Raw genomic sequence first — 24850 nt, 5'->3', positions numbered from 1 at the left:
CTTTGACTGTTTGGTGATGATGGCGGAGGGGACCCACGCGTTCCCATCTCGAACACGACCGTTAAGCCCTCCAGCGTCGATGGTACTTGAACCGCAGGGTTCTGGGAGAGTAGAACGTTGCCAAGCACGTGCCCACAACGTGGGTTTTTTTCTTCTGGGGCCATAGCTCAGCTGGGAGAGCGCCTGCCTTGCAAGCAGGAGGTCAGCGGTTCGATCCCGCTTGGCTCCATTTTGTCCCTTGAATTCAATTAGTAGAAGACTTTCGCAAGAAAAGTTAGTACAAACTGAATTTTATTTTGGGGTTTATGGAGAAGTGTCCGAGCTGGCCGAAGGAGCACGATTGGAAATCGTGTAGGCGTCACAAGCGTCTCGAGGGTTCGAATCCCTCCTTCTCCGCCACTATTTTAATATTAGGCCCGTTGGTCAAGTGGTTAAGACACCTCCCTTTCACGGAGGTAACAGGGGTTCGAGTCCCCTACGGGTCACCATCTATATGCCCATGAACGCTTAGCTCAGCTGGGAGAGCATTACCTTGACAGGGTAAGGGTCGGCGGTTCGATCCCGTCAGCGTTCACCATAGTTCAACTTATTGACGCGGGGTGGAGCAGCCCGGTAGCTCGTCGGGCTCATAACCCGAAGGCCGCAGGTTCAAATCCTGCCCCCGCAACCAACCTCTTAATTGAGGTGAATACTTCGTGTGGAGCCGTGGTGTAGAGGCCTAACATGCCTGCCTGTCACGCAGGAGACCGCGGGTTCGAATCCCGTCGGCTCCGCCATTTTTCAAGAAAATCATGCAAGGCTTGGTAGCTCAGTCGGTAGAGCAGAGGACTGAAAATCCTCGTGTCGGCGGTTCGATTCCGTCCCAAGCCACCATGAATGTTAATATGCCGTTGTAGCTCAACTGGTAGAGCAACTGACTTGTAATCAGTAGGTTGGGGGTTCAAGTCCTCTCGACGGCACCAGCAATATGGAGGCTTAGTGAAGTGGCTAAACACGGCAGACTGTAAATCTGCTCTCTCCGAGTTCGGTGGTTCGAATCCATCAGCCTCCACCATTTTTTAATTAATGGTATTGGAAGTATGAAATAAGCTTCCTGCCGAATACATTGTGGCGGTCGTGGCGAAGGGGTTAACGCACTGGTTTGTGGATCCAGCATTCGCGGGTTCAAGTCCCGTCGTCCGCCCATTATTTTCAAAGATGTTGGGGATTAGCCAAGCGGTAAGGCAACGGACTTTGACTCCGTCATGCCAAGGTTCAAATCCTTGATCCCCAGTACTTTCATGAGTCATTAGCTCAGTTGGTAGAGCACCTGACTTTTAATCAGGGTGTCGTAGGTTCGAATCCTACATGACTCACCATTTGCCTTATTAACAACGTGCGCGTATGGCGGAATTGGCAGACGCACTAGACTTAGGATCTAGCGGGCGACCGTGGGGGTTCAAGTCCCTCTACGCGCACTAAACTCCAAAGAGTGGTAATGATATTTGTTATTACTTTTTGGGGCCCTATCAGGGTAGGAGTTATTCCTAAAACACGATTTAGAAGTTGCCTTATTAACAATATGCGCGTATGGCGGAATTGGCAGACGCACTAGACTTAGGATCTAGCGGGTGACCGTGGGGGTTCAAGTCCCTCTACGCGCATCAAAACTCCATAGAGTAATCATTTAGATGCATTACTTTATGGGAACCATGCGGAAGTGGCTCAGTGGTAGAGCATCGCCTTGCCAAGGCGAGGGTCGCGGGTTCGAACCCCGTCTTCCGCTTTTTCAATAATTTCATATGCGCCCTTAGCTCAGCTGGATAGAGTATTTGACTACGAATCAAAAGGTCGGGAGTTCGAATCTCTCAGGGCGCGCCACACAAGCCGGCGTGGCGGAATGGCAGACGCGCTCGACTCAAAATCGAGTTCTAACGAGTGGAGGTTCGAGTCCTCTCGCCGGTATTAATTTCGGGACGTAGCTCAGCTTGGTAGAGCACCTGCTTTGGGAGCAGGGGGTCGCATGTTCAAATCGTGTCGTCCCGATTCATGAAATTGAATTATTAAATAAGTATGTTTAGAGAGCAGCTAGCTTTCTAAACATACTTATTTTTTTGATATAATATGGTTAGTACACTACAAAAGGAGGAAATATAGCTCATGTTTGAACATCTCGTTGCTTTTAAATTTAATGAGAATTATACGCCAGCACTGGGAGATCAGCTTATCGCAACGCTAATGACATTTAAAGGCCTGATTCCGGGAATTCATGAATTAACAGCAGGCGTAAATGTAACGCAAGAGACAGATAATGTTCGTGGATACACACTGGGTCTTCGAGTGACCTTTTGTGATCAGGAGGCCCTGAGCCAGTATGGACCACATCCCGCACACCAGCAATTCGTGAAGTCATTAGACGGTATTTTGGATAATGTTGTAGTTATTGACTACCCGATTATATAGAGAGAACGAACCATGTGGATTCAATTATCAACGCTCGGCTGAGCTTTGATAAGAGTTAAGCACTTGAAGAACGATTGTTCTTGATTCGTAAGCATGAAAAATCAAAGCTAACCGATAATAAGCGATAAACTCCCTGTTAATTGAGTTCCTTCAGGGAGTTTTTTGTTGATTTCTCCAAAATGAAGTTTTCGAATAGGGTTCATGTTAAATTTTGAAATAGTAGAGGTACTTACTAATTTGCCTGTTAGCAAAATTTAATCGTGCTTATTTTTCCCGTTGATTAATTTCATAAACTTCCTTATCTTTACAAAAAAATATCACTTTATATTTCCAATCCATGGTAAAATTGTGGCGATAGTTTACTAGCTTTTTTACTACAAAGGAGGAAGTTCATGGGTACGATGGCAGGATGGAAATCAAGAGTAGTAAAGTCGGCGCTTGCCTTGACGGTAGCGTTGCCTTTACAAGTTTTGGTGACAAGCAGTTGGCAAGCTGTGATGGCGGAGGGTCCGAGTGATCCAGCTCCTTTTATCGAAGCTAAAGTTGTGAACGAGAATGCAGGTAAGAAGGTTTTATTCGACAATACCCATGAGCAGACTGCTGGAGCAGCAGATTGGGTCATTGATGGAGGCTTTTCGGACTTTGCGAACGCCCTAGCGAATAATGGGTACTATGTGAAAGAACTTCGTAAATCAACACCGATTACGCTAAGTGATCTTAGCGGTTATGATGTTTTCGTTGTAGCTGAATCGAATGTTCCATATAAAAAGAGTGAACAGACTGCCCTAGAGCAATACGTTCAAGGCGGCGGCAGTATTTTCTTTATTGGCGATCATTATAATGCGGATCGTAATAAAAATCGCTGGGATGGTTCCGAAGTATTTAACGGTTACCGTCGAGGCGCATGGGAAAACCCGGCTAAGGGAATGAGTGCCGAGGAAAGCGGTTCAACTGCTATGCAGGACGTGGTCAGCTCAGATTGGCTCGCTACACAATTTGGTTTGCGGTTCCGATATAATGCGCTAGGTGATATCAACGCTAACAATATTGTTGCACCGGACCAAGCACTTGGTATTACTACAGGCGTTTCTAGCGTTGCAATGCATGCTGGTTCAACATTAGCGATCATTGATCCTAACAAGGCCAAAGGCCTTGTATACCTTCCAAGCACGAATGCTGCATGGGGTAATGCAGTTGACCAAGGGGTATACAATGGTGGCGGTGTTGCAGAGGGACCTTACGTAGCCGTGGCTAAGGCTGGGGCAGGGAAGGCTGCTTTTATCGGCGATTCTTCTCCGGTTGAAGATGCAACGCCGAAATACCTACGCGAGGATACAGGCGCTAAGAAGACGACTTACGATGGCTTTAAAGAGGTAAATGATGGTGTCTTACTCGTTAACATGGTGAACTGGTTAGCGAAGAAGGAGAACTACACGAGCCTTTCGCAAGTAAGCGGATTGCAGTTGGATCAGCCTACGGCACTACTGCCTTTCGAGGCTCCGGCTGCTTCCACAGAACCGAAACCTGAGCCTTGGGCGGCGCCAGAAGCAGGTTATAAATGGTACGATCGCACTACTTTCAAAGCAGGCTCCTACGGTGGTGCAGCTGCAACAGCAAGTGCGACATACAGCTTCGTACGTCAATCAACGCTACCGAATGCTGAAGACTTTCAAGTTCGAGTTGTGATTGATAATCTTCCTGCGACTACAACCGTAACAGGATTCAGTGCAGGTATTTATTTGGCTTCTGGGGGCACTCAAGTTGCCCAAATTCAGAATGCTGACGGAACATGGCCTGCGGCTTATGGCTATAGTTCAACGTTCAGCTTGACGTCGGATATCAAGGGTCATGCTTACAAAGATTTGACTGTTCGCATCAAACCAGGAACGGCTGCAGCGGCTAACCTTCGTCTTCGTCAAAACGGTACGAATCTGAAGACAGAAGCAGTTACGATTGCAAACGTTCCAGCAGAGCCGCTACCAGAAGAGCATAATCCGATTCCGGCGAAAGTGACTATTGCTGAGGCTCGGAGCAAAGCAATTGGCACATTAGTCACCCTAGAGGGCGTCGTAACGACGGAGCCAGGTACTTTTGGTGGACAAGCTTTTTATATGCAAGATGCTACCGGCGGGATTTATGTGTTTCAAAACCTGAGCGGATTCCATGTCGGTGATACCGTGAAGATTACAGCACCGACAACGCTTTACAACACAGAGTTGGAATTGACTGATCCTGTAGTGATAGCCAAAACAGGCGTATCCTCGGTTCCGGCACCAGCGGCTGTAACGGCAGTAACTTACGCTAATCAAGGTCAACTGGTTGAGTTAAGCAACGTAACGATTAGTAATATCATCAGCGCTACACCAGCAGGTTCTTTTGAATTTGACGCGGTTAATGGGGCAGTAAGCAACCATATCCGTGTAGATGCACGAACAGGGATAACACAAACGGCATTTCCTTACCAAGTAGGACAAACGGTTAACATTAAAGGCGTGGCTGCGATTTTCAAAGGCGTGTTCCAACTGAAACCAAGAACATTAAGCGATTTTACAGTTCCAGCTGATACTTCTGCTCCTGTTACGATAGCTGCTTTGTCCAGCGTGCCTAACAGCCAAGGTTGGTTCAACCAAGATGTTACAGCTACGCTAACAGCATCGGATAATAGCGCAGGTGTAGTAACTACACAATACACGCTGAACGGCGGCACTGCGGTGACTTACACGGCGCCAGTTTCCATTCCAGCAGAAGGAACGAATACAATTCAGTATTTCTCTACGGATGCTGCGGGTAATGTGGAGGTTCCAAGATCTTTACAAGTGAAACTAGATAAAACGGCACCTTCTGCAACGCTGACACAATCAGGGCATAACGTGGCTGATGTTACAGACGCGGATACATTGACTTTCGATTTGGTTAGTTCAGATCTAGGATCTGGTGTAGCCACACAAACGCTAAATTTAGACGGGAATGTGATTACTAGCGGGCAAGTTTTTAAAGCTAGCGATTTGGGCGTGGGCGCTCATTCTGTCTATTACAGTGTAACAGATGCAGCGGGCAACACTGCTCAGCAAACTTTTACGTTTAATGTGACTACAAGTGTAACTTTCAACCAAGTTGCGCTATCTGCTGATAAAATTAATTTGAAACCAAACGATACTTCTGCAACTCACCTGAGCGGTACGTTAAGCAATGGTGCACCTGCTGATCTAAGCAATGCAACGGTGACTTATAGCACTTATAGTATTGGCAATGCGGCGGTAATTACAGTAGACGCCCTTGGAAAGATTACAGCGGTGAAGGAAGGTACTGCGCAAGTCACTGCGGTCGTAACGCTGAACGGGAAAACGGTACAATCGAATACGGTGACGATCACGGTAGCAAAGTCGCTTTCCAATGCAGTACCTGGGAAACCGGTGCTATCCGATACCAGTGGACAGGCAAATGGACTTAGAGATGGCAACTTTACCATTACAATGAATATGTGGTGGGGCAATAACGGTACGATTTTTAAATTGTACGAGAACGGTGTGTTGATCAGCACGAAGAATTTGACGGATGCCTCTCCATCAGCACAAGTTGTTAAGATTGACGTAAAAGGGAAAGCAAACGGTACTTATACGTATACGAGTGAATTGATTAATGCTTTCGGTACGACTACAAGCAATCCGCTGGTCATCAAAATTACCGAAGCATCACCAGGCAAACCCGAATTATCTCAGGATAACTGGGATGGCGATGGCAATTACAAAGTAACGATGAACATGTGGTGGGGAACGAACGCTACGGAATATCGCCTTTACGAGAACGGTCAATTAATCGATACGAAGAGCTTGAAGGCAACTGCTGTACCTAGTGCTCAAAACGCTTTAACGACGATTACTGGCAGAGCGAAAGGTGTCTATGAGTATCGCAGTGAATTAGTGAATGCGGGTGGCGTTACTTCCAGTGAGAAGATTACAGTGAAAGTTACGAAGTAATTTTGGTGAAAATTGGAACCTATTCGTTTTCAGACAGATGTCTGGGGACGGATAGGTTTTTTTATCGTAATGATGTTTTTCTCGGAATTTGTTTTTGCAGGTATATTCTGATAATAATGAATTATCTGGCTACAAAGTATATTGCTTATAGCAGGAGATTTGCGTAAATCATGCCGTTTATAGATTTCAAAGATGCGGTATTAAATCTTGTAAGCACTTACAGATAATGACCTAAGCTAAGGAGGCTCTCTGTGTCTACCGTTAAACTATCATTGGAAACCCGATGTCTAAGCTCACTTGAAAAAGTGTTTGCGGATGAAGAACTGCTTGCTGTCCCACATCAGCATGCTTCAGCCTTACAGTTAGAAATGTTCTCCTTTCAGGTAGCCTATCGTTCTTCCTTAGGGAGCAAGCAGATTCGTGTTTATGTTCAATCAGAGCTTGCTGCTCAAGTTGTTCTGCGAACAGTCAAGTTGGTGCCCGTTGAACTGGCTGTTTATCATGATCACGATGAGGATGTACTCCGAGACACTCCAGGACTTTATCCTGATGCGCTGCTTCCGGTTCAAGCTGTGGAAGGAATTACGGGCTTCGCCAAACAATGGCGTTCAATATGGGTGACTGTAGATCTTAAAGGAGATATAGAACCAGGGACGTACCCGATAACAATCTTGTTTGAATCGCGTGAAGGAGACGTTTTGTCTCGTGAAACGTTCGAACTCCATGTGCTGGCAGCAGCCCTGCCGGAGCAGCAACTGATCCATACGGAATGGTTTCATACCGACTGTTTGGCCACCTACTATCGTGTAGAAGTGTTCAGTGAACGGTATTGGGAAATTGTTCAACATTACGTGAAAACAGCAGTTGATCACGGTATCAATATGCTGCTGACGCCACTCTTTACTCCACCGCTTGATACGCAGGTAGGGGGAGAACGTCCTACTGTACAGCTCATTGATGTGGAGAAAGTCGGTTTAACATACAAGTTTGGCTTTGAGAAGTTGAAGCGTTGGATTGACATGTGTACTCGCAGCAATGTCAAGTATTTCGAACTGTCCCATTTGTTTACACAGTGGGGGGCTAAGCATGCACCCAAAATTATTGCTGTCGAGGAAGGGGAATCGAGACAAATTTTCGGCTGGGATACAGACGCGACAGGGAATCTGTACAAAGGCTTTCTGGCACAGTTTTTACCCGAGTTGGTCAGCTTTATTAAGCAAAATGAGTTGGAAAACAGGGTATATTTCCATGTGTCTGATGAGCCGATTGCTGAGCATCTGCCTTGGTATGAGAGTGCAAGCAGCGTGTTGCAGCAATTTGTCGGTGAATTCCCGTCTATTGACGCGTTATCTGACTATACGTTTTACGAGAGAGGTCTTATAAAAGCGCCAATTCCCGCGAACGATCATATTCAACCTTTTTTGGAACATCAAGTGCCGAATTTGTGGACTTATTATTGTTGCTCTCAGTATAAGGCAGTGTCTAACCGAATTATTTGTATGCCTTCCGCTCGTAATCGCGTTCTGGGCTTACAGCTTTACAAGTTCCAAATCGTCGGTTTTCTACACTGGGGTTACAATTTTTGGTATGCGCAATACTCTGAATTTCCGATAGACCCTTATACAAACACAGATGCAAACTATGCTTTCCCTGCTGGCGATCCGTTTGTTGTATACCCAGGCCAGGATGGGACGCCGATTGAATCAATAAGACTTGAGGTGTTCCGCGAGGCGCTTCAGGATTTACGTGCGCTTGAGCTCTTGGAAACGCTGATTGGAAGAGAGGCGACACTAGCGATCATAGAAGAAGGCGCTGGAGAACCGATTACGTTCGACGTGTATCCGAGGGATGCCGCCTGGCTTCTTGCTTGTCGGGAGCGGATTAATGAGGCGATTCAAAAGCATTCTTTGTAAAGCGGCAGTACTTGCTATCTAAATCTTGGTCTGTAAGTGGATTTAAATGATTGAGCCCTTCTCCTCCTCCTAAAGGGAGTCTGGAGGGCTTTATTCAATTCAGTAGACAAAAACGAATGACGATGGTAGCCTATATAGGTACTGTTGGTATAGCAACTAATAAGATGAGTGGTCAAGTAGGAGGTCAGAATGTGACGATGCATGCTGCTTTTGAGGATTACATAGGTATTCACTTACGTAATGCTCATTTGACGATAGCGAATTGTATAAAACACCAGCTGCTGCCATACCAGCTAGCGCCTGAGCAAAATCTTATTATGCTGCTGCTATGGAAGCAGGATGGTTGGAATCAAAATGAGATTGCTGAGAAGCTTAACAAGGATAAGACGAATATCGCACGGATGCTGTTGAATTTGGAACAGAAGGGGTTTGTTCGAAGGGTCGTGCAGTCAGAGGATCGGCGTTATTTTAACGTATACGTGACTGAAAATGGGAAGAAGCTTGAAGAGCAAGTCATCCCCATTATTGAAGAGGCTAATCGGCAATTTTGTAAGGATATTGACGAGCAAGAGCTGAAGGAGTTCCTCAGAATTTTATCCAAAATACGTACGAATGCAAGTACGGCAATAATGAAAAAGAAAGTTTGTGATGGGTATGAAAAATAGAAATAGCGCCGCTCTTGAAGCGCGCGCGTCTTTAAGTCGTTCAAGCCGTTTATGGATTGTACTTGTGCTGGGTGCACTGGCATCTTTTGGTCCATTGTCATTAGATATGTACTTACCTGCACTGCCCGTTCTAGCTGCTGATCTATACACGACGACCTCACTTGCTCAAATGAGCTTAACGGCCTGCATACTTGGACTATCGCTCGGACAACTGATTGCAGGTTCAATAAGTGACGTGCGTGGGCGTCGGATTCCACTACTCATCGGACTTGTTATTTATGCGATTTCCTCGGTTCTTTGCATGTACGCTCCGTCTATCTGGATGTTCCTTGGTCTGCGCTTTATTCAAGGGATGGCCGGTGCTGCGGGTATCGTTATTTCACGGGCGATCGTTCGCGATTTGTATTCGGGTGTCGAGTTGACGAAGTTTTTTGCGCTCTTGATGCTTGTGAATGGTGCTGCCCCGATTCTTGCGCCGATTATTGGTGGACAGATTTTGGAATTTACGACGTGGCGCGGGGTTTTCCTTGTACTTAGTTTGATTGGCGTCGCCATGCTGATAGCAGTTGTGCTTGGACTTAAGGAAACACTTCCTAGCGAACGTCGTTCCAAAGGCGGACTTGGCAACATGCTGCGCACATTCCGCGGTCTGCTTTCAGATCGCATGTTCATGGGCTATGCGCTAACGCAAGGGCTTGTATTTGCGGGTATGTTCGCCTATATATCGGGTTCGCCATTCGTTCTTCAAGACATTTTCGGCGTATCTCCGCAGATGTTCAGCCTCATCTTCGCGGTTAATGGCTTAGGTGTAATTGTCGCGAGTCAGGTTGCAGGTAAACTAGCGGGCAAAATAAGCGATCGCAGCATTGTTGCATGGGGACTTGGCGTTGCTGCCTTTGGAGGCATTCTGCTGCTCATTGCCACGCTCATTGGCGCAGGCTTGTATGCCATCTTGCCGGCGTTTTTCTTCATCGTTTCTAGCGTAGGGCTTGTTTCTACGGCCACCTCGTCGATGGCTTTGCAGAACCAAGGGAAATCTGCGGGAAGCGCAGCAGCATTACTGGGCCTACTCTCTTTCATTATTGGAGGAATTATCGCTCCACTTGTGGGGATTGGCGGAAGCCAGACAGCCGTTCCACTAGGCATCATTATTGCCTTGATGGAAGTTGGATCTATTGTTTGCTTCGTCTTGATGACAGGGGCAAGAAAGATGAATTAAGCAACATTCCACAATGAAAAAGAGGTTGTCCCGTATGTCTGTAAAGACCGAGGGATAACCTTTTTTTATATTTAATACAGCACTCTCCACAAATAAAAGGTGGCGTAGGCTTCCCAGCCCCTCCAGCCTTCGGCATATTGACGGATGGCAGGGAGCGAGGGCTTTTCCTCCATGCCCATTACATGTTTAAGTGCGTTGTGCAAGCCGACATCTGCAAGGGGAAGAGCTGCGGGATTGCGTAAACAGCGCATTAATACATAATTAGCCGTCCAAGGGCCAACGCCGCGGATGTTTAGAAGCTCTTTTTCTATGGCCGTGAAGTCTTGAAGCAGAAGCAGCTTATCTTTGGAAAGCGTGCCATCTTTCATCCTGGATGCTACACCGATCAGATATTCGGCCTTTTTGCCAGTGAATTGCAAAGCGGTTAACGCATCAGGGCTTAGTGCAGCAATTCGCTCTGACGTGGGGAATGCCCAGTAGGTACGTCCATTCCAGTTGACACAAGTTCCGAAGGCTTCGACGAGGCGTCTTTTTAACGTGTAAGCAAAAGTCAAATTGATCTGCTGTCCGATAATTCCCCAGCTAAGCGCTTCGAATAGATCAGGAATACCAAGAAGGCGTAAACCATAAAAATCCTCTGCTACTTGGTTAAGATAAGGATCGCGTGCCGCTAATTCGTAGAAGGGGGCGAGTTCGCTATCCAAATCGAACCATTCCCATACATAGCGACTAACAGCTTCAAGCATAGATGCATCTGGAAGAATGGAGTTCCCTACCGTACTCTCCAAAAAGGAGAGACCTGTGGTTAGCCCATTTGCATAAATGGCAATAAAGCGTACTTGCAGGTGCTTATTATCATCACTGTGGACAGCGATTAGCACATGTTTATCCACAATGGGCAGCAGCTTATAAATAGCTAAGTTATCCACATGGAATAAGCATTCGTTCGTAGAACGAGATAAATAGCCTAGATTTTGCTCGTAGCTGAATGGCTCCGGAAGCTTGATGGTAAGGCAGCGCGTCTGCTCGCACCATTCGGTAAGCTTAGGGTCAAGGGGATCATTAACTCGCATGAAAGGTCTCCTTTATTCGATAAATTCGTACAGATCTCATGCACTTGTTCCTCTATTATGACTCAGAATAGCTTTCGTAATCTTGCTTTCTCATCCCATATCTCTTACACCGGCGATGCCGTTTGGTTATACTGAGTCTATAGGTCGACCGAGGAAAATGGGGGGACAGATCATGAACGGAGAGTTTTGGGAAGCTATTGTAGATAACAATAAAGCGTATGATGGCAAGTTTTTTTATGCGGTGAAAACGACAAAGATATTTTGCAGACCGTCATGTAAATCAAAGCTGCCCAAAAAAGAGCATGTCCGTATCTTTTCCAATATGCAGGCAGCTATAGCTGAAAGTTATCGTCCATGCAAAAGATGCAGACCCGATGGAGTAAGGCTGCCGGATGAAGAATGGGTGTATCATATGACGCAGCATATAGAAGAGCGATACGCGGATTCACTAACGCTTGCTGATCTTGCTGAACAGTTTTACACAAGTATTTATCATCTCCAGCGAACGTTCAAGCGTTTAAAGGGCGTCACGCCGTTAACTTATTTGCAGCAAGTACGCATCGATGCCGCTAAGCGACTTCTTATAGAAACAAATCTGCAGATGAATATAATCGGTGTAAAAGTTGGTATTCATAATGCTGCGTATTTTACTACTTTATTTCAGAAAAAATCAGGATTCACTCCAACAGAGTTTCGCCAAGCCAATTACGGATTGATCAACCTTAATAACCATAACCGAGGAGGGATATGAGATGCAAACCAGATCAACTAAAACAATCGGCAGGCTTTCACATAGCCAGATTTATTGGAAAATTATGCGATTGGATAAGAGAGAATTTTTGATGGCAGCGACAGATCAAGGACTTTGTTATCTTCAGTTTCAGGAAGGAAGCAAACCCTGGCAAGTAGAAGGGCAAGTAGATGAAAAAGCTTGGCTAGAGCTGACGAAGTGGGTTAGCGTACAATTTCCTGAGTTTAAATTGGTGAATGCATCGGATGAGCTGGTGTTGTATGCAGAGCAAATTGAGGAGTATCTGAAAGGACTACGTAAAGAGTTTACGCTGCCTTTGGATCTAAAGGGCACTGCTTTTCAGCGAGATGTATGGCAGACCCTACATGCTATCACCCATGGGCACACATGGAATTATTCGCAGGTAGCTGAAGCTTTAGGCAGATCGACTGCTGTACGTGCAGTGGGCACGGCGATCGGTGCAAATCCTATTCTTATCGTTGTACCGTGTCATCGGGTAGTCGGTAAAAACGGTTCTTTAACAGGCTATAGGGGTGGGCTACCTAATAAAGAAAGTCTGCTGCGTTTGGAAAAGAGTAGTCCTGCTAAGCATGACAATGAGTTGTTAATTAATCGCTCTTAAAGCTTAGAGCTTAGAGCTTAAAGCCTAAAGCATAAAGCATAAAGCATAGAGTAGAGAGCATTGAGCATAAGCCAAAAGCAGGAGATATGAAAGGAGTTGGCTGCTTTGCAGATAGAGGTGAGCCGGAAGTCCGCGAAGCAACTGCTGAATAGGGCGAGTGGTTACTTGGAGGGATACTCGCACACGCTGAATCCATATACGGGCTGTGCGTTTGCTTGCTCTTATTGTTACGTGAGACAAATGCCTGTTGCGCTGTTTCGGGGAGGAGGGGACTGGGGAACATGGGTCGATGTGAAAGACAATGCGTCTCTCCTTCTGGAAAACGAGCTTGTTAAAGCGAAACGCAAAGGCCCAGTAACGATCTTCATGTCCTCCAGCACGGACCCTTACCAGCCAGCAGAAGTAACTGAGCGAGTCACCCGTTCGCTCTTGGAGGTCATGGTCAGGAACCAACCGGATTTCCTCTTCTTGCAGACTCGTAGTCCTCTTGTGACGCGGGATATGGACCTCTTGGAGCTGCTCGGCGCGCATGTGCGAGTCAGCATGACGGTTGAGACGGATCGCGAGGACATCCGCCGAGCGTTCACGCCCTCCGCGCCGCCAATAGCGGCGCGCTTAAGAGCGCTGCGCGAGCTTGCTGCGCGCGGCATTCCTGTGCAGGCCACGATTGCGCCAGCGCTGCCTAGCTCGGAGAGTTTCGCCGAGCTGCTGTCCCATATCGTGGATCGGGTGTGCATCGACGATTACTTCATGGGCGATGGCAGTAAAGGCAAGCGCACGGAACGCATCGGCGTGCGGGATATTTATGACGCGCTGGAGCTTCCAGACTGGTACAGTCCAGAAGCGTACGAGCGCGTTAGGGAGCAACTCCTGCGATATTTTCCGCAGGAGCGTGTGTTTGTGAGCCATGAAGGCTTCCTGCCTTGATGGCTCACTAGAACTAAAGCTCACTAGAACCTATGCTCCCTGCATGTCCAACACTTGCGCAAGCTAATCAGGCTTCGCAAGATCAACTAATCCGCCTGTGCAAGTGCAGATGCGAGCCCGGTCTGGCTCCGCATACGTTGCTTGAACTCTTTAGGCGAGCACTGATTGTGACGCTTAAACAGCTTGTAGAACTGTGCCATGTTCAGAATGCCTACTTCAAAGCTTACTTCCATAATGCTGAGGTCTCCGGTCAGAAGGAGGCGCTCGGCTTTTTTGATGCGCTTATAATTAACATAGTCAACGAAGGAGAGACCCATCACTTTTTTGAAATACTTAATAAAGTAGTGATAGCTTAGGTTGAGCACACTGCATACGTCTTCGACGGATATTTTCTCACTGAGATTCAGATCAATATAATCGAGTGCAGGCCTTAAGCGGGAAAGTCCCGTTTCCGCAGTCAGGCTTGAAAAATCACGGCTATCATTGCGCAGCAGCAACAGCAATAGATTTTTGATAGCTGCACTGATGGCTAGCTCATAGCCAAGTTTCCGCGATTGAGATTCATCATAAATGTTCATGATTAAGCTGTAAGCAGTGCGCTTTACCGTTTCGTTTTCACGGAACAGCTGATTAAACTGTTCGAGAGGGTGCGTCAGCTCTGAGAAACAGTGTAAGTATGGCATCGTCCCCAGATCAAAGTGCTGCGTCAAATCAATTTGAAAAACAATCTGTCTAAGCGCTTCTGCGGAATGCTTATGGGTACGATGCAGCTGGGAGGAACCAAGTACCATGACATCGCCGGATGCCATTACGGTGTAATCGTGCTTTGTTTGAATACCGAGGCGTCCCTCGGTCACAACAAGAAATTCGACCTGCTTATGGTAATGCCAAAACCAAGGGTTTGGAATCTCTGACAGGGGCGTGTCGGTGCTGATTTCCCATATTTTGAGGAAAAGAAGCGGGTTCTGATAAATGACTTCTTCATTGAAGATTTCTGTGAATGGGTTGTGTATATTCTCCATAAAGGTGTTTCCCTCGCTAACAATAAGGACATATTTGAATAAATCGAAAAAGTGTCTAAGCAAGATTTATCAAGATGATTATATCATTCTTGGAGATAGAAGGACACATTTGAATAAGAAGTGAGCAGGATCATGCATTTATTTTCGGGGGTGGAATGACTATACTCGGAAGTAGATTGAATACGCTGTCTTGGAGGGAAAATAAACATGAGTCAGAAGCTTAGAGTTACCGTATGGAATGAATTCCGTCATGAAAAAGAAAGTGAAATCGTACGCGCTGCTTATCCAGATGGTATCCACACTGCAATTGGCGAAGGATTGGGTTCAGAGGTAGTTTTGACTTACGCGACATTGGATGATGCCGAACACGGTTTATCGGAAGATGTTTTAAATAACACGGATGTCTTGATTTGGTGGGGACATAAGGCACACGATGAGGTGCAGGATGCGATTGTGAATCGCGTACAAGAACGTGTTCTTCATGGGATGGGACTGATCGTGCTGCACTCGGGTCACTTTTCCAAAGTGTTTAAGAAATTAATGGGTACCTCTTGTGATCTCAAATGGCGTGAAGCGGATGAGAAAGAGCGACTATGGGTCGTTGCTCCAGGGCATCCAATCGTAGAGGGCATCGGCGAGTACATCGAGCTTGAAGCAGAAGAGATGTATGGAGAGCATTTCGACATTCCACAGCCAGATGAGCTGATCATGGTTTCTTGGTTTGAAGGCGGAGAAGTATTCCGCAGCGGCTGTACGTTTACACGCGGCAATGGGAAAATATTTTATTTCCGTCCCGGACATGAAACGTACCGCACTTATTATAATGAGCAGATTCGTCGCGTCATTAGCAATGCTGTTGTGTGGGCTGCTCCAAGTAAGCGTGAATATCCGAAATACGGCAATCACAAGCCTTTAGAAGAAATTAAAGCAAAAGTACAAGCTTAAGCTAGCTGTACGTGAATAGCTTCAAAGAAAGCCCGCTAAGCTTGGTCGCAGTTGTATGCGAACATGTCTCAGCGGGCTTTTGGCATAAGAGGGTATTCTCTAAGCAATCTCTTCTTGAGGAGCAGCCGCAATCGGATCTCTCCCGGGTTCAATGTAGAAGGCTACAACTTCCTTCTCATTGACCGCTCGTACGCTCATACCATGATGTTCGGCAATTTGCTTGACGATCGCAAGCCCGAGGCCGAACTGGCCATCTCCTCCAGAGCGGAAAGGCTCGAATAAGCTCTCTGCAATGGTTTGATCTAAGGCAGGGCCGTCATTACTGATCCGGAAGGTAGGCGGAACGTTTTTAGTATCAGGATGGGCTGCGCTTGGCTTTATGGCAATCTGAATGCTCGTATTGGCATAGCGCAGCTGGTTGTCCAGCATATTTTCTAGTGCGACTTTCCATTGTTCAGAATCGCCTATTAATTGAATATGAGGCCATAGATCCATCTCCCATTGGATTTCGGGGCGTCTGTAACGAAGTCTTTCCACGACATCCTCGATGACTTCATTTAAGTCGAACGGAAGAAACGGCTTCTCCAAAGCTGTCAAATAATTGAGCTTATTCAGCAGCAGCAAGTCGCGGATCCTTTTCTCCAACCGATCACCCTCTTTCATAATGACGGCGACGCTTGCATGCAAGGTTCCTTTTGGAAAAATACCGTCTTGAATTGATTGCGCATAGCTGCGAATGACCATAACGGGCGTCTTTAGTTCATGTGAGGTGTGTTGTAGAAAAAATTGTTGGGCTTGATCTTGGCGAACCAGCCGCTGTCTCATGGATTCTATCGCTTTGGCTAGGCGTCCGAACTCGTCCTTTCGGCCTGTTTCTATAGGCTTGTGCCAGTCGCGTACTGCGAGTCGTCCTACATGACGCTCCATTTGTACAAGGGGACGGGTGAAATAACGCGCAAGACCTAAACAAGGGAGCCAACTCACCACAATCAAAGCCACCATCAGAAGCATCAGCCTTCCGAACATCGTCATGACGAGGTCATTACGATAATTGCCCCAAGCATAGGAAACGATGAAATTCGGCTCACCTTGCAGAAGCTCCTTACGGATGACATAGAAAATACTTTTGTTGTCGATGCTGCGGGTATATTTCTCCAAGGGTACAACTTGGGTAAAAGCATCTTGTTCCATCGCTTGAATGAAAGGCTGACCAATTTCGGCTGCCGGTACCGTTGAAACAGCGGCAGGTGAGGTACCATTAATCATAAAATGCCGGATAGCTGGTCCTTCCATAGGTGAAGCAATGATCCGCGTGGCGATCATAGAATCCGCCATATTTATTAATTTAGCAGAAAGTTCCTCTTTGTCCTCTTTAGTAACTGTAACGGCATGTGTATCTGCAACTGCATCTGTATATGGAATGCTCTTCCCGCGGGTTACACTTTCAAAGATGGGGGAAGAAGCGGTTGTGGATGTAGTAACACGGAGTGCCGGGGTTGCCAAACCACTTTGTTCCACTTGCAGGACACTTTGTGTATCAACCAATAGGTCGTACAACTGCTCCGTAAAAAAGCCCTTCAACGTCCAAGGCAGTAAGATGGCCAGAAGTGCAAAAATGAATAAAGTCAACGCAGCGAAAGCTCCCCACAGCTTGACGGCCAGTGGCCAGTGCCCAATTCTTAATCTCATGCCTGCACCATCCTATACCCAAATCCGTATACCGTTTCTAGTCGAAGTTCCGGTAGCTTGCGGCGAAGCCTGCGCACCAGATCATCTACCACACGGTCCGAACCATAATAATCCATTCCCCAGATTGACGTGAGTACTTGTTCGCGTTCCAGAAGTTGTCCAGGGTGGTTCACCAAATAAACAAGCAGGTCAAATTCCTTGGAGGTGAGCTCTAACTTAGTGCCATCCCCGTCTGTGACAATGCGGGCCCGTTCATCAATAAGATAGGGAGCAGATGTAAGCTTCGAACGACGTTCTTGAGAGCCAGCAGGATTGAGGGCAGCTGCACCACCGTATACGCGTTCGAGCAGCTTACGACTTCGAATCACCAACTCGCGGGGGAGAAAGGGCTTGGACAAATAATCGTCGCTGCCTAGCTCCAGCCCAATGATACGGTCGATATCTGCGTCGCGTGCAGAGATGAATATAACGGGCTGCGACGGTTGATCTGCTTTGATTTCACGCATCAGTTGATACCCGTCCACACCGGGAAGCATGATATCAAGGACCCACAAGTCCGGTCGTTCCCTTATTGCTGACTGAGCCGAAGTTCCGTCAGGGAACGCACGCACTTGCCACCCCTCTTTGGCTAAATAAGCGGCAAGAACACCGCTCAAATGCTCTTCATCTTCCACTAAATAGATTTGATACATGAAGCAGCCTCCTGTTGCGTATCACCGATAGAGAAAAGGCGGAACCGCCCGCATTTGCGTAACGGTCCCACCTTGTTTCATTTATGGTTTAGATACACCCGTTTGTAAATTTTTGATTAAAGTGCGAAGCGATTCGGTTTCATTTCGATAGTCTTTCAATAGCTCTGGCAGCAAGCTGCGAATGGATGCCGAGTCATCAGCTTCTATGGCTTCAGTAAGCTTTTGTTGGCGTTTAAATGCTTCCGTTGGCTCAGCCTTCATTATATCACTCGCTTGGATTGTCTCAACTGGAAGCGCTTGGGATTGGCCTTGCGTCCAAGCTAAATCTTGAGGTAGGATCGTATACTTGTTGCGTTCTAGTTGAATGAGAGCGGATGAATCGCTCTTATTCTTAGACGATTCCGATGTATCGTTTGGAGTTGTGCTAGTCGCAGGAGCACTTGTTGTTACACGTAGGGTTGCACCCAGTTTTTCGCCCTCAAAAGAAGCCGTTTCGTCTGATTTCGTATTTTCTGAGTCATTTGCCTGAACAGCTCGCTTCATGATTACAAAATTGCTTGTTAGCTTGGGCAGCTGAGCATCAAGTTGTTTCCGTTCTTCTAGGGCTTGCTTCCAGTCCCCGACTGTTTCTGGTGCGTAAGTGCTTGCAAGCAGTTTGAAGTAATTCCGCTCGATGGCTGGTTGCAGTAATAAGCTTGAACTTCCATAGGCTGGCTGAAATGGAGTAGTAGCGGAATACGTTATCGTTGAGGCGAATTGCTTATGCCCTTGCTCTTGGGCGCCTGTCTCGGCAGCGGAAGCACTTCCAGCTCCTAAAGCCATTGTAACCATTAAAGCTGCTAGAGCAGTTTGATTTACGCGGTTTTTCCATTGTGTTTTCATGTTTGAAAACTCCTCTCGGTTTAGGTAAGTGATGAAGGGGACTGTGTCTCCCTTACCTCCTTACTGTACCGAAAGATTATGGACATCCTATCGAAACATTGTGGGAAATTGTGTGTAAAATCAAATGGAGTAGCGTAAACGGGTGTCTGTATTATCTACCATTGTACATGGAGGGACCCTATGAACGAAATAAATTTAGGCTTAGCGCAAAATTATACAGAGCTGCCGGTAGAGATTCAGATTGAAAACCGCAGTTACTGAATTCTGAAAGATCAAGAGAGTTATCGTCTCGTTTCAGGGAAGTGTGCCCGCATGCCGCTGGGGCTAAGATAGAAGTAGAAGGTTTAAAATCAGCAGTACCCAATATCTAGCAGTGGAATAATAAAAAAGTTGAAGGAGGAAACAGAAAATAGTAAAGTTAGATTAAGCGCTTAACCTATTCGCGTAATAACTTTACTGAGGTGAACGAGCAGTGAATGTTTTCGGTATGTTTCTTGCGTTAATGGCAGGTTCATTAGGATCTATCCAAGGGGCAATTAATTCTTATGTGGGCAAAAGCTCGGGCCAATATGTCATGATTGTCGGTGTATCCCTCGTGCAGGTGATCATTAGCCTGATTATTGTTGTTTCACGAGGAGAAGCAAAGATGGTCAGCACGGGACCTGCGCTGTGGATGCTCGTATCTGGTCTCTTAGGCGTCTTTCTCATGTTTGCCGTCTCTTTCTCCATCGGCAGCTTAGGAACGCTCCCTGTGTATGTTTTACTTATATTAGGACAGGTGTTGTTTTCAGCTTGCATGAATCATTTTGGTTGGTTCGGCACGCCCCAATCGCCGATTACGCTGCAGAAATTAGGCAGCATTCTGATTATTCTGTTCGGTGTTTTTTGTTTGGTGAAATCCTCGTGAAGGCCACGATCTATGATGTCGCCAAAGAAGCTGGGGTTTCAATTGCTACTATATCCAATGCCATTCACGGTAAAGGGAAGATGAGCAAAGAGAGGCGTGCCCACATCCTGGATATAGTGGATAGGCTTCAGTATCAGCCAAGCATGATTGCCTCTGCACTTACAGGTAAACGTACTTATACCATTGGACTGCTGATTCCCGATATTGCCAATCCATTTTTTGCGGAGATTGCTCGCGCTGTGGAGAACAGAGCCCGACAATTGGGCTACAGCGTCATTATCTGCAGCACGGATCATAATCATGAACGTGTAGAGAGCTATATTCATTTGCTGCTGCAGAAGCGAATTGATGGCCTTGTGATCGGAACGGGCTTGGAGAATGTGGAACTGCTAGCCCCCCTGTTAACGGAGGCAATTCCAGTCGCATTCATCGCACGTGATTGCATATCCGATGCTGTGCATAAGGTAATCGTAGATGATTACCTAGGGGGCAGATTAGCTGCGCGACACCTGTTGGACCGTGGTCATCGGCGAATAGCGGTTTTGTCCGAGAAGCATAACGGCGAGAGAGTAAGGGGTTTCCGGCAAGCGCTGGAAGCGGAAGGCTTAGAGCTGCCGGATGAACTCGTTCAGACCTGCGATTACCGGATTGAGGATGGCAAGCGTGCAGCGGCTAACTGGTTGGCGCATGCAAATAGGCCGACAGCTTTATTCTGTTGCAATGATCTATCCGCGATAGGGGCTCTTCAAGCCGCCAGAGAAAACGGAATTAGCGTCCCTGGGGAGCTATCCATCGTCAGCTTTGATAACACCCTGCTAGCCGCGGTTTCGGCTCCTTCGCTTACAACAATCGCCCAACCGATTGAACAAATGGGCAAGCTTGTGATTGATATGCTCGTGAAGGAACTGCAGATGAGTACTGGTGATAAGCAGCGAATTGTGTTATCACCGGAATTAATCATCAGAGAGTCAACAGGGATGTCCCCAAAAAATAAAGCCTAATTTGAGTGGTTCATTGATATCGATGAACCGCTCAAATTAGGCTTTTTGTATGTAAAAACGTCATTGGTTTCTTTTTCTTCGTATAGAACGCAGCGGCTTTCTGCCGGTTCCCGCAGGCATCCATACGGCACAAGCGCTTTCTGCTGCTTATGGACGTATCAGATAAAAGCGCAAAAAGAGACCCACAGCAACGGGCTGTGGGTCTTAAGTTAAATCTATTTTAAAGGGGGTCGAGTTCTAGTATAGACTTCATTCATTAACGCTAGATGAAAATAATGTTTCATTCTGATTACAAATTAAGGCCGCTTGTAACAAACTTCCTGTTGGGAGGATTCTAGGTGGATTACTTATACCTATGGTAAAATAAAGCGAATGACTTACCGAGCTACTTTAATGGATGAAGCGGAGGCAATCGTGAATAATTATTCCATGCGATCTCATTTGACGATAACCTTTGCCATTATGGCAATGATTCCGATTCTTATTCTTGGCGGTTTCCAGGTATCGCAAATTACGAATATTACGAAGGAATCTAATGAGAACCAGAAACAAACCACTTACCGATTAGCAGATACGGTTCAAGATTATATGTATTATCATCGCAATGCGGTCGAAACCTTGGCAGCTACGATTAGCGCTTCAGACTCGGCCTTCCGAACAAGAGAAAGTCTGACCCTTAAAGTGCAATCGCTTCAAGAGAATTTAGCGGGATTCAGCGGCATCTATGTGGTTAATGACCAGAGTAAAATTAAAGCAATGAACTTCACTGCGGACTCATCGTTGATTGGCGCCGATTTGAGTGATCGCGATTATACCAAACGCGTACAAGCAACGCAAAAAACGATTGTGTCTTCGTTGTTTCGCGGCCCAGAAGGAGCCAATCAACCAACTGTCGCAATTGCAGCTCCGATATATGACGGAAGCAAGAGGTTTGATGGATTCGTTCTGGCTGTCCTTGATTTGGCACCGATTAAAACACTTGTGACTAAGTACGACTATGGTACGGAAACGTATCCGGTGGTTCTCGACCATACAAGAAAGCCGGTCTATCACCCGAATGGTGCCCTGACCGATTCCCTGACCGATTTATCCCAAGAGCCAGTTGTCGCCGATGCGAAGAGTAAAGATAAAGGCGAAGGCACTTATCAGTTAAGTCGTTCTCCGCAAAAAGAGTTTATTACTTATGCCTCTATTGCGGACATCGACTGGATCGTATGGGTGAGTAGATCCAAAGAGGCGGTGAATGCCGCGTTCATAAGTTCACTCAAGATTACGCTTCTGCTGCTCATCATTACACTCATCGTAACGGTCATGCTAGGCAGCTATCTCGCCAAGCGACTGAATGGCACGATCCATGCCTTGGTTGGTTACACTCAAAGACTTGCAGGTGGAACCTTTGTGAAGCCGGACAGCGGTGCTGTGCCGAGAGGAGCTCCACTTGAGCTGCAGATGCTAGCTGATCACTTTTTCTTGATGGCGGGACAAATCAAGGGTAATCAGCAAGCCCTCATGCAGATGAACGCTGAGCTAGAGAGCCGAGTCGAGGAGCGGACACAGCGTTTGCTTCGCAAAAACCAAGAGTTGGAAATAGTGAACACATTGCTGATCCCGCCGATTGCGGAACGGACGACAGATGAGCATATCGGATTAGGCATTCTTCAACTCAGTAAGTTTATTCAAGCCGATGTCAGCTTAAAACTGAACCCTCTTGGGGGTACTTCTTCTTTAGGCGGTTTTACGGGATGGGAAGAGAAAGTAGTTTCTAGCGATACAACGTTGAATAAATTTGAAGCAGAATTTAATGTGCCTGTGCTTGCGGGGAGCCTGCTGCTTGGAGAAATCATCGTTCAGCATGAGCAGGAGGCAGCTGATGATCGGGATTCCAATCGTGCTTTTCTGCAAACCTTTGCTAATACGATTGCCATCATGATGCAAAACGATCTGCTGTTAAGAAGTACGCAGGATGAGCATGCGACGCTGAATGCCGTTCTGGAGAGCATGTCCGATGCCGTTGTGCTGATTGATGTGGAACACAGAGTCGTTTATGCAAATCATCGGATGTCAGATATATTTGATATCCCCATGGCTGATTTACTGAGGATGAGCGAGGAGGGGTTATTTCACACCATCTCCTCCTTACTGTCGGAGCGGCAAGAGGATCTACAGAAGCTCACCTTAGAGCCGAGTACGCAAGGCGCTTTTACGCTTAAGCAAGAGAATGGCAAGGAACGGTTTATGATGGTGTCGGCATTCCAAGTGTCCCGTGAGGATCGGGTATTCGGTCGGGGCTATGTATGGCGCGATATGACGAAAGAACATGAAATTGATGCTTTAAAGAACGATTTGATCTCGTTGGCTTCTCATGAATTTAAAACACCCATTACCAGTATCAGAGGCGGCGTTGAAACTTTATTGCGTGTCGATGCCAATTGGGAAGAAAGCTTTAAACAAGAGTTATTAGAAGGTATTCATGAGGACATTGGTCGGATTCAAGATCTAATTGATGAGTGGCTGGATATTTCCAAAATCGAATCGGGCGCTATGCGCATCAATCCACAGCCTCTGCGAGTGGATACGGTCGTGGAGAGCGCGCGCAGACGATTGCCTCAGCAAGCGAGCTACGAGCTAATGCGGCTAGATGTGCAGATTGACGACCATATTCCCCTGATTTATGCAGACAAGCTTCGGATGGAGCAAGTTCTCGTTAATTTGTTTACGAATGCCGTTCGATATAACGACAATCAGCCGCTGATCAAGGTTACCGCTAAAGCAGATCAGCATTATGTGCATCTTGAAATACAGGATAATGGCATTGGCATACCGGATGAGCATGTGGGCAAAATATTTGATCGCTTCTATCGTGTGGATGTCTCATCAAGCCGCCAGACCGGAGGCACTGGACTAGGGTTAGCGATATGCAAAGGCATTATGGAAGCCCATGGTGGATTAATTCGTGTAGAAAGCATGCGGGGAGCGGGCAGTGCATTTATCATTTCCATACCTAGGTTTCAGGGGAAGGAAAGTGACTGATATGAAGAAACAGAAAATTATGATCGTAGATGACGAGCCGAAAATTGTGCGCTTTGTTGCTGCGAATCTCAAGTCGTTAGATTTTGAAACTTTAACCTGCCAGAGTGGGGTTGAAGCGCTGGAAAAGGTGGAAGGCTTCGATCCAGATTTGATTCTGCTTGATTTGATGATGCCGGGCATGGATGGATTTGACGTGCTTAAGCGGCTGCGGACGTATTCCAGCGTTCCAATTATTATGTTGACAGCGCGCAGCAACTCTAGCGATAAAGTTCAGGGCTTGAATCTGGGGGCTGATGATTATTTAACGAAGCCCTTTTCCTTAGATGAGCTGTTCGCAAGGGTGAATGCGGTGCTTCGCCGAATGGATGGACGGATGGCGACTCCTACGACAACAATGGAAATCACGTTAGGTCCAGTAACCGTTAATTTGGCGCAACGCAGAACGTGGCTGAACGAAAAGGAAATCAAATTTACCGAAACAGAATATAACCTGTTCGCGTTGCTTTTGCAGCATGCGGGGAAGGTCATGACGCACGAGCAGTTGCTCAGTGAGGTGTGGGGCAGCGAGTACCGAGATGAAGTTGAATACCTGCGTGTTACCATAGCACGGATACGTCAGAAGGTAAAAAGTCTTGCAGAAGGTCTCGATTTGATCGTGACCTATCCAGGTGTTGGGTATATGGCCCAGCATGAGTGAAACCGAGCAATTAGGTGGAAATTACAATAAATGTGTTGCGATTTACAACGAATACTAAGACGGAAAGCTGGAGTTTCGTTTGATTCCAAGCTTTTTTCTTTTTTTGTAGGTCTTTCGCTTTTGTTTATGGTCCTACTTGATATTGCCTTCAAGGGAAGCTTCATTTTTTTACGCTTCTACAGATACGTTTTTTTGAAAAAAATATCGAAATTAATCAAAAAATGCGGCTATAAATGTATCTACCCCAAATTGGGGCTACCATATCGGTCAATGATATCCTGAAAATGATGTGAAAAGGCTCTTTCTTCTGGTACCTTTTGTTAAATGATTAACTCACTTGAATAGTAAATGGGAACATATACCTATTTTAATAGGTGAACCAAAGGTGACAAAGGC

At 46.5% G+C, this 24850-nt stretch carries 18 protein-coding genes, 18 tRNA genes, 1 rRNA gene and 1 pseudogene; 32 read left to right on the top strand and 6 right to left on the bottom strand.

Features of this window, described 5'->3' with window-relative positions:
- The first annotated feature begins 9 nt into the window (after window positions 1-9).
- The 24 genes from rrf (at window position 10) to GK047_RS25400 (ending at window position 10216) form a co-directional block, all read left to right on the top strand.
- Window positions 10-126 (top strand): 5S ribosomal RNA (rrf, locus tag GK047_RS25515).
- Window positions 127-156: 30 nt separating this feature from the next.
- A tRNA-Ala gene (locus tag GK047_RS25510) sits at window positions 157-229 on the top strand.
- Between the two features lie 78 nt (window positions 230-307).
- Window positions 308-399: transfer RNA gene (locus GK047_RS25505), tRNA-Ser, on the top strand.
- Window positions 400-413: 14 nt separating this feature from the next.
- Window positions 414-488: transfer RNA gene (locus tag GK047_RS25500), tRNA-Glu, on the top strand.
- Between the two features lie 13 nt (window positions 489-501).
- A tRNA-Val gene (locus GK047_RS25495) sits at window positions 502-577 on the top strand.
- Between the two features lie 16 nt (window positions 578-593).
- Window positions 594-670: transfer RNA gene (locus GK047_RS25490), tRNA-Met, on the top strand.
- Window positions 671-699: 29 nt separating this feature from the next.
- Window positions 700-776: transfer RNA gene (locus GK047_RS25485), tRNA-Asp, on the top strand.
- A gap of 21 nt (window positions 777-797) precedes the next feature.
- A tRNA-Phe gene (locus GK047_RS25480) sits at window positions 798-873 on the top strand.
- Window positions 874-886: 13 nt separating this feature from the next.
- Window positions 887-962, top strand: a tRNA-Thr gene (locus tag GK047_RS25475).
- Between the two features lie 7 nt (window positions 963-969).
- Window positions 970-1054: transfer RNA gene (locus GK047_RS25470), tRNA-Tyr, on the top strand.
- Between the two features lie 56 nt (window positions 1055-1110).
- A tRNA-His gene (locus tag GK047_RS25465) sits at window positions 1111-1183 on the top strand.
- 18 nt (window positions 1184-1201) lie between these two features.
- Window positions 1202-1273, top strand: a tRNA-Gln gene (locus GK047_RS25460).
- Window positions 1274-1282: 9 nt separating this feature from the next.
- Window positions 1283-1358, top strand: a tRNA-Lys gene (locus GK047_RS25455).
- A gap of 19 nt (window positions 1359-1377) precedes the next feature.
- A tRNA-Leu gene (locus GK047_RS25450) sits at window positions 1378-1457 on the top strand.
- Between the two features lie 106 nt (window positions 1458-1563).
- Window positions 1564-1643 (top strand) — tRNA-Leu (locus GK047_RS25445).
- Between the two features lie 50 nt (window positions 1644-1693).
- A tRNA-Gly gene (locus tag GK047_RS25440) sits at window positions 1694-1765 on the top strand.
- Between the two features lie 18 nt (window positions 1766-1783).
- Window positions 1784-1860: transfer RNA gene (locus GK047_RS25435), tRNA-Arg, on the top strand.
- 5 nt (window positions 1861-1865) lie between these two features.
- Window positions 1866-1944 (top strand) — tRNA-Leu (locus GK047_RS25430).
- A gap of 7 nt (window positions 1945-1951) precedes the next feature.
- A tRNA-Pro gene (locus GK047_RS25425) sits at window positions 1952-2025 on the top strand.
- 114 nt (window positions 2026-2139) lie between these two features.
- The gene (locus GK047_RS25420; protein ID WP_163953043.1) at window positions 2140-2442 is read left to right on the top strand and encodes a Dabb family protein; all 303 of its coding nucleotides are present in this window, start codon (window positions 2140-2142) and stop codon (window positions 2440-2442) included.
- A gap of 392 nt (window positions 2443-2834) precedes the next feature.
- Window positions 2835-6419: an OmpL47-type beta-barrel domain-containing protein gene (locus tag GK047_RS25415; protein WP_163953042.1), complete on the top strand. Its 3585-nt coding sequence runs from the start codon at window positions 2835-2837 to the stop codon at window positions 6417-6419.
- Window positions 6420-6670: 251 nt separating this feature from the next.
- Window positions 6671-8332, top strand: a complete 1662-nt coding sequence (locus tag GK047_RS25410; protein ID WP_163953040.1) for a glycoside hydrolase domain-containing protein — start codon at window positions 6671-6673, stop codon at window positions 8330-8332.
- 122 nt (window positions 8333-8454) lie between these two features.
- On the top strand, window positions 8455-8997 hold the full coding sequence (locus GK047_RS25405) for a MarR family winged helix-turn-helix transcriptional regulator (protein WP_240344218.1): 543 nt from the start codon (window positions 8455-8457) through the stop codon (window positions 8995-8997).
- A complete protein-coding gene (locus GK047_RS25400; protein WP_163953038.1) occupies window positions 8987-10216 on the top strand; it encodes a multidrug effflux MFS transporter in 1230 nt (409 codons plus the stop codon). The genes GK047_RS25405 and GK047_RS25400 overlap by 11 nt, the downstream gene beginning before the upstream one ends.
- Window positions 10217-10287: 71 nt before the next feature.
- Here the strand turns inward: GK047_RS25400 and GK047_RS25395 are convergent, their stop codons facing one another.
- Window positions 10288-11289 carry a DNA-3-methyladenine glycosylase family protein gene (locus tag GK047_RS25395; RefSeq protein WP_163953036.1) on the bottom strand — a complete coding sequence of 334 codons (1002 nt, stop codon included), beginning with the start codon at window positions 11287-11289 and terminating at the stop codon, window positions 10288-10290.
- A 172-nt stretch (window positions 11290-11461) separates the two neighbouring features.
- Between GK047_RS25395 and GK047_RS25390 the strand changes: the two genes are divergently transcribed.
- The 3 genes from GK047_RS25390 (at window position 11462) to GK047_RS25380 (ending at window position 13589) form a co-directional block, all read left to right on the top strand.
- Window positions 11462-12040 carry a bifunctional transcriptional activator/DNA repair enzyme AdaA gene (locus GK047_RS25390; protein ID WP_240344216.1) on the top strand — a complete coding sequence of 193 codons (579 nt, stop codon included), beginning with the start codon at window positions 11462-11464 and terminating at the stop codon, window positions 12038-12040.
- Between the two features lies 1 nt (window position 12041).
- The gene (locus tag GK047_RS25385; RefSeq protein ID WP_240344214.1) at window positions 12042-12662 is read left to right on the top strand and encodes a methylated-DNA--[protein]-cysteine S-methyltransferase; all 621 of its coding nucleotides are present in this window, start codon (window positions 12042-12044) and stop codon (window positions 12660-12662) included.
- A gap of 105 nt (window positions 12663-12767) precedes the next feature.
- Window positions 12768-13589: an SPL family radical SAM protein gene (locus tag GK047_RS25380; RefSeq protein ID WP_163953031.1), complete on the top strand. Its 822-nt coding sequence runs from the start codon at window positions 12768-12770 to the stop codon at window positions 13587-13589.
- An 86-nt stretch (window positions 13590-13675) separates the two neighbouring features.
- Here the strand turns inward: GK047_RS25380 and GK047_RS25375 are convergent, their stop codons facing one another.
- Complete coding sequence (locus tag GK047_RS25375) at window positions 13676-14611, bottom strand: helix-turn-helix domain-containing protein (RefSeq protein WP_163953029.1); 936 nt, start codon at window positions 14609-14611, stop codon at window positions 13676-13678.
- Between the two features lie 207 nt (window positions 14612-14818).
- On the opposite strand from GK047_RS25375, the gene GK047_RS25370 reads away from it, so the two are divergent.
- Window positions 14819-15556, top strand: a complete 738-nt coding sequence (locus GK047_RS25370; RefSeq protein WP_163953027.1) for a ThuA domain-containing protein — start codon at window positions 14819-14821, stop codon at window positions 15554-15556.
- 99 nt (window positions 15557-15655) lie between these two features.
- On the opposite strand, the gene GK047_RS25365 is transcribed toward GK047_RS25370, so the two are convergent.
- The 3 genes from GK047_RS25365 to GK047_RS25355 form a co-directional block, all read right to left on the bottom strand.
- The gene (locus GK047_RS25365; RefSeq protein WP_163953025.1) at window positions 15656-17245 is read right to left on the bottom strand and encodes a HAMP domain-containing sensor histidine kinase; all 1590 of its coding nucleotides are present in this window, start codon (window positions 17243-17245) and stop codon (window positions 15656-15658) included.
- Entirely contained in the window at window positions 17242-17937 is a 696-nt protein-coding gene (locus GK047_RS25360) for a response regulator transcription factor (RefSeq protein WP_163953022.1), read from the bottom strand. Before GK047_RS25360 ends, GK047_RS25365 begins: the two co-directional genes overlap by 4 nt.
- An 81-nt stretch (window positions 17938-18018) precedes the next feature.
- Window positions 18019-18819: a hypothetical protein gene (locus GK047_RS25355; RefSeq protein WP_163953020.1), complete on the bottom strand. Its 801-nt coding sequence runs from the start codon at window positions 18817-18819 to the stop codon at window positions 18019-18021.
- A 472-nt stretch (window positions 18820-19291) separates the two neighbouring features.
- On the opposite strand from GK047_RS25355, the gene GK047_RS25350 reads away from it, so the two are divergent.
- Both GK047_RS25350 and GK047_RS25345 read left to right on the top strand, forming a co-directional pair.
- Complete coding sequence (locus GK047_RS25350; protein ID WP_163953018.1) at window positions 19292-19726, top strand: DMT family transporter; 435 nt, start codon at window positions 19292-19294, stop codon at window positions 19724-19726.
- Window positions 19723-20727 (top strand): substrate-binding domain-containing protein, encoded by a 1005-nt coding sequence (locus GK047_RS25345; protein ID WP_163953016.1) that lies wholly within the window; start codon window positions 19723-19725, stop codon window positions 20725-20727. The genes GK047_RS25350 and GK047_RS25345 overlap by 4 nt, the downstream gene beginning before the upstream one ends.
- Window positions 20728-20758: 31 nt before the next feature.
- On the opposite strand, the pseudogene GK047_RS25340 reads toward GK047_RS25345, so the two are convergent.
- Window positions 20759-20884 (bottom strand): annotated as a pseudogene (locus GK047_RS25340) (CGNR zinc finger domain-containing protein); the annotation flags it as partial.
- 215 nt (window positions 20885-21099) lie between these two features.
- On the opposite strand from GK047_RS25340, the gene GK047_RS25335 reads away from it, so the two are divergent.
- Together GK047_RS25335 and GK047_RS25330 are read left to right on the top strand one after the other, a co-directional pair.
- Window positions 21100-23757 carry a sensor histidine kinase gene (locus tag GK047_RS25335; RefSeq protein WP_205516979.1) on the top strand — a complete coding sequence of 886 codons (2658 nt, stop codon included), beginning with the start codon at window positions 21100-21102 and terminating at the stop codon, window positions 23755-23757.
- Between the two features lies 1 nt (window position 23758).
- The gene (locus tag GK047_RS25330) at window positions 23759-24454 is read left to right on the top strand and encodes a response regulator transcription factor (RefSeq protein ID WP_163953012.1); all 696 of its coding nucleotides are present in this window, start codon (window positions 23759-23761) and stop codon (window positions 24452-24454) included.
- The last annotated feature ends 396 nt before the right edge of the window (window positions 24455-24850 follow it).

It is taken from the genome of Paenibacillus sp. SYP-B3998 (assembly GCF_010820665.1).
Classification (GTDB): domain Bacteria; phylum Bacillota; class Bacilli; order Paenibacillales; family NBRC-103111; genus Paenibacillus_E.
This window is presented reverse-complemented; position numbering and strand designations above follow the sequence as displayed.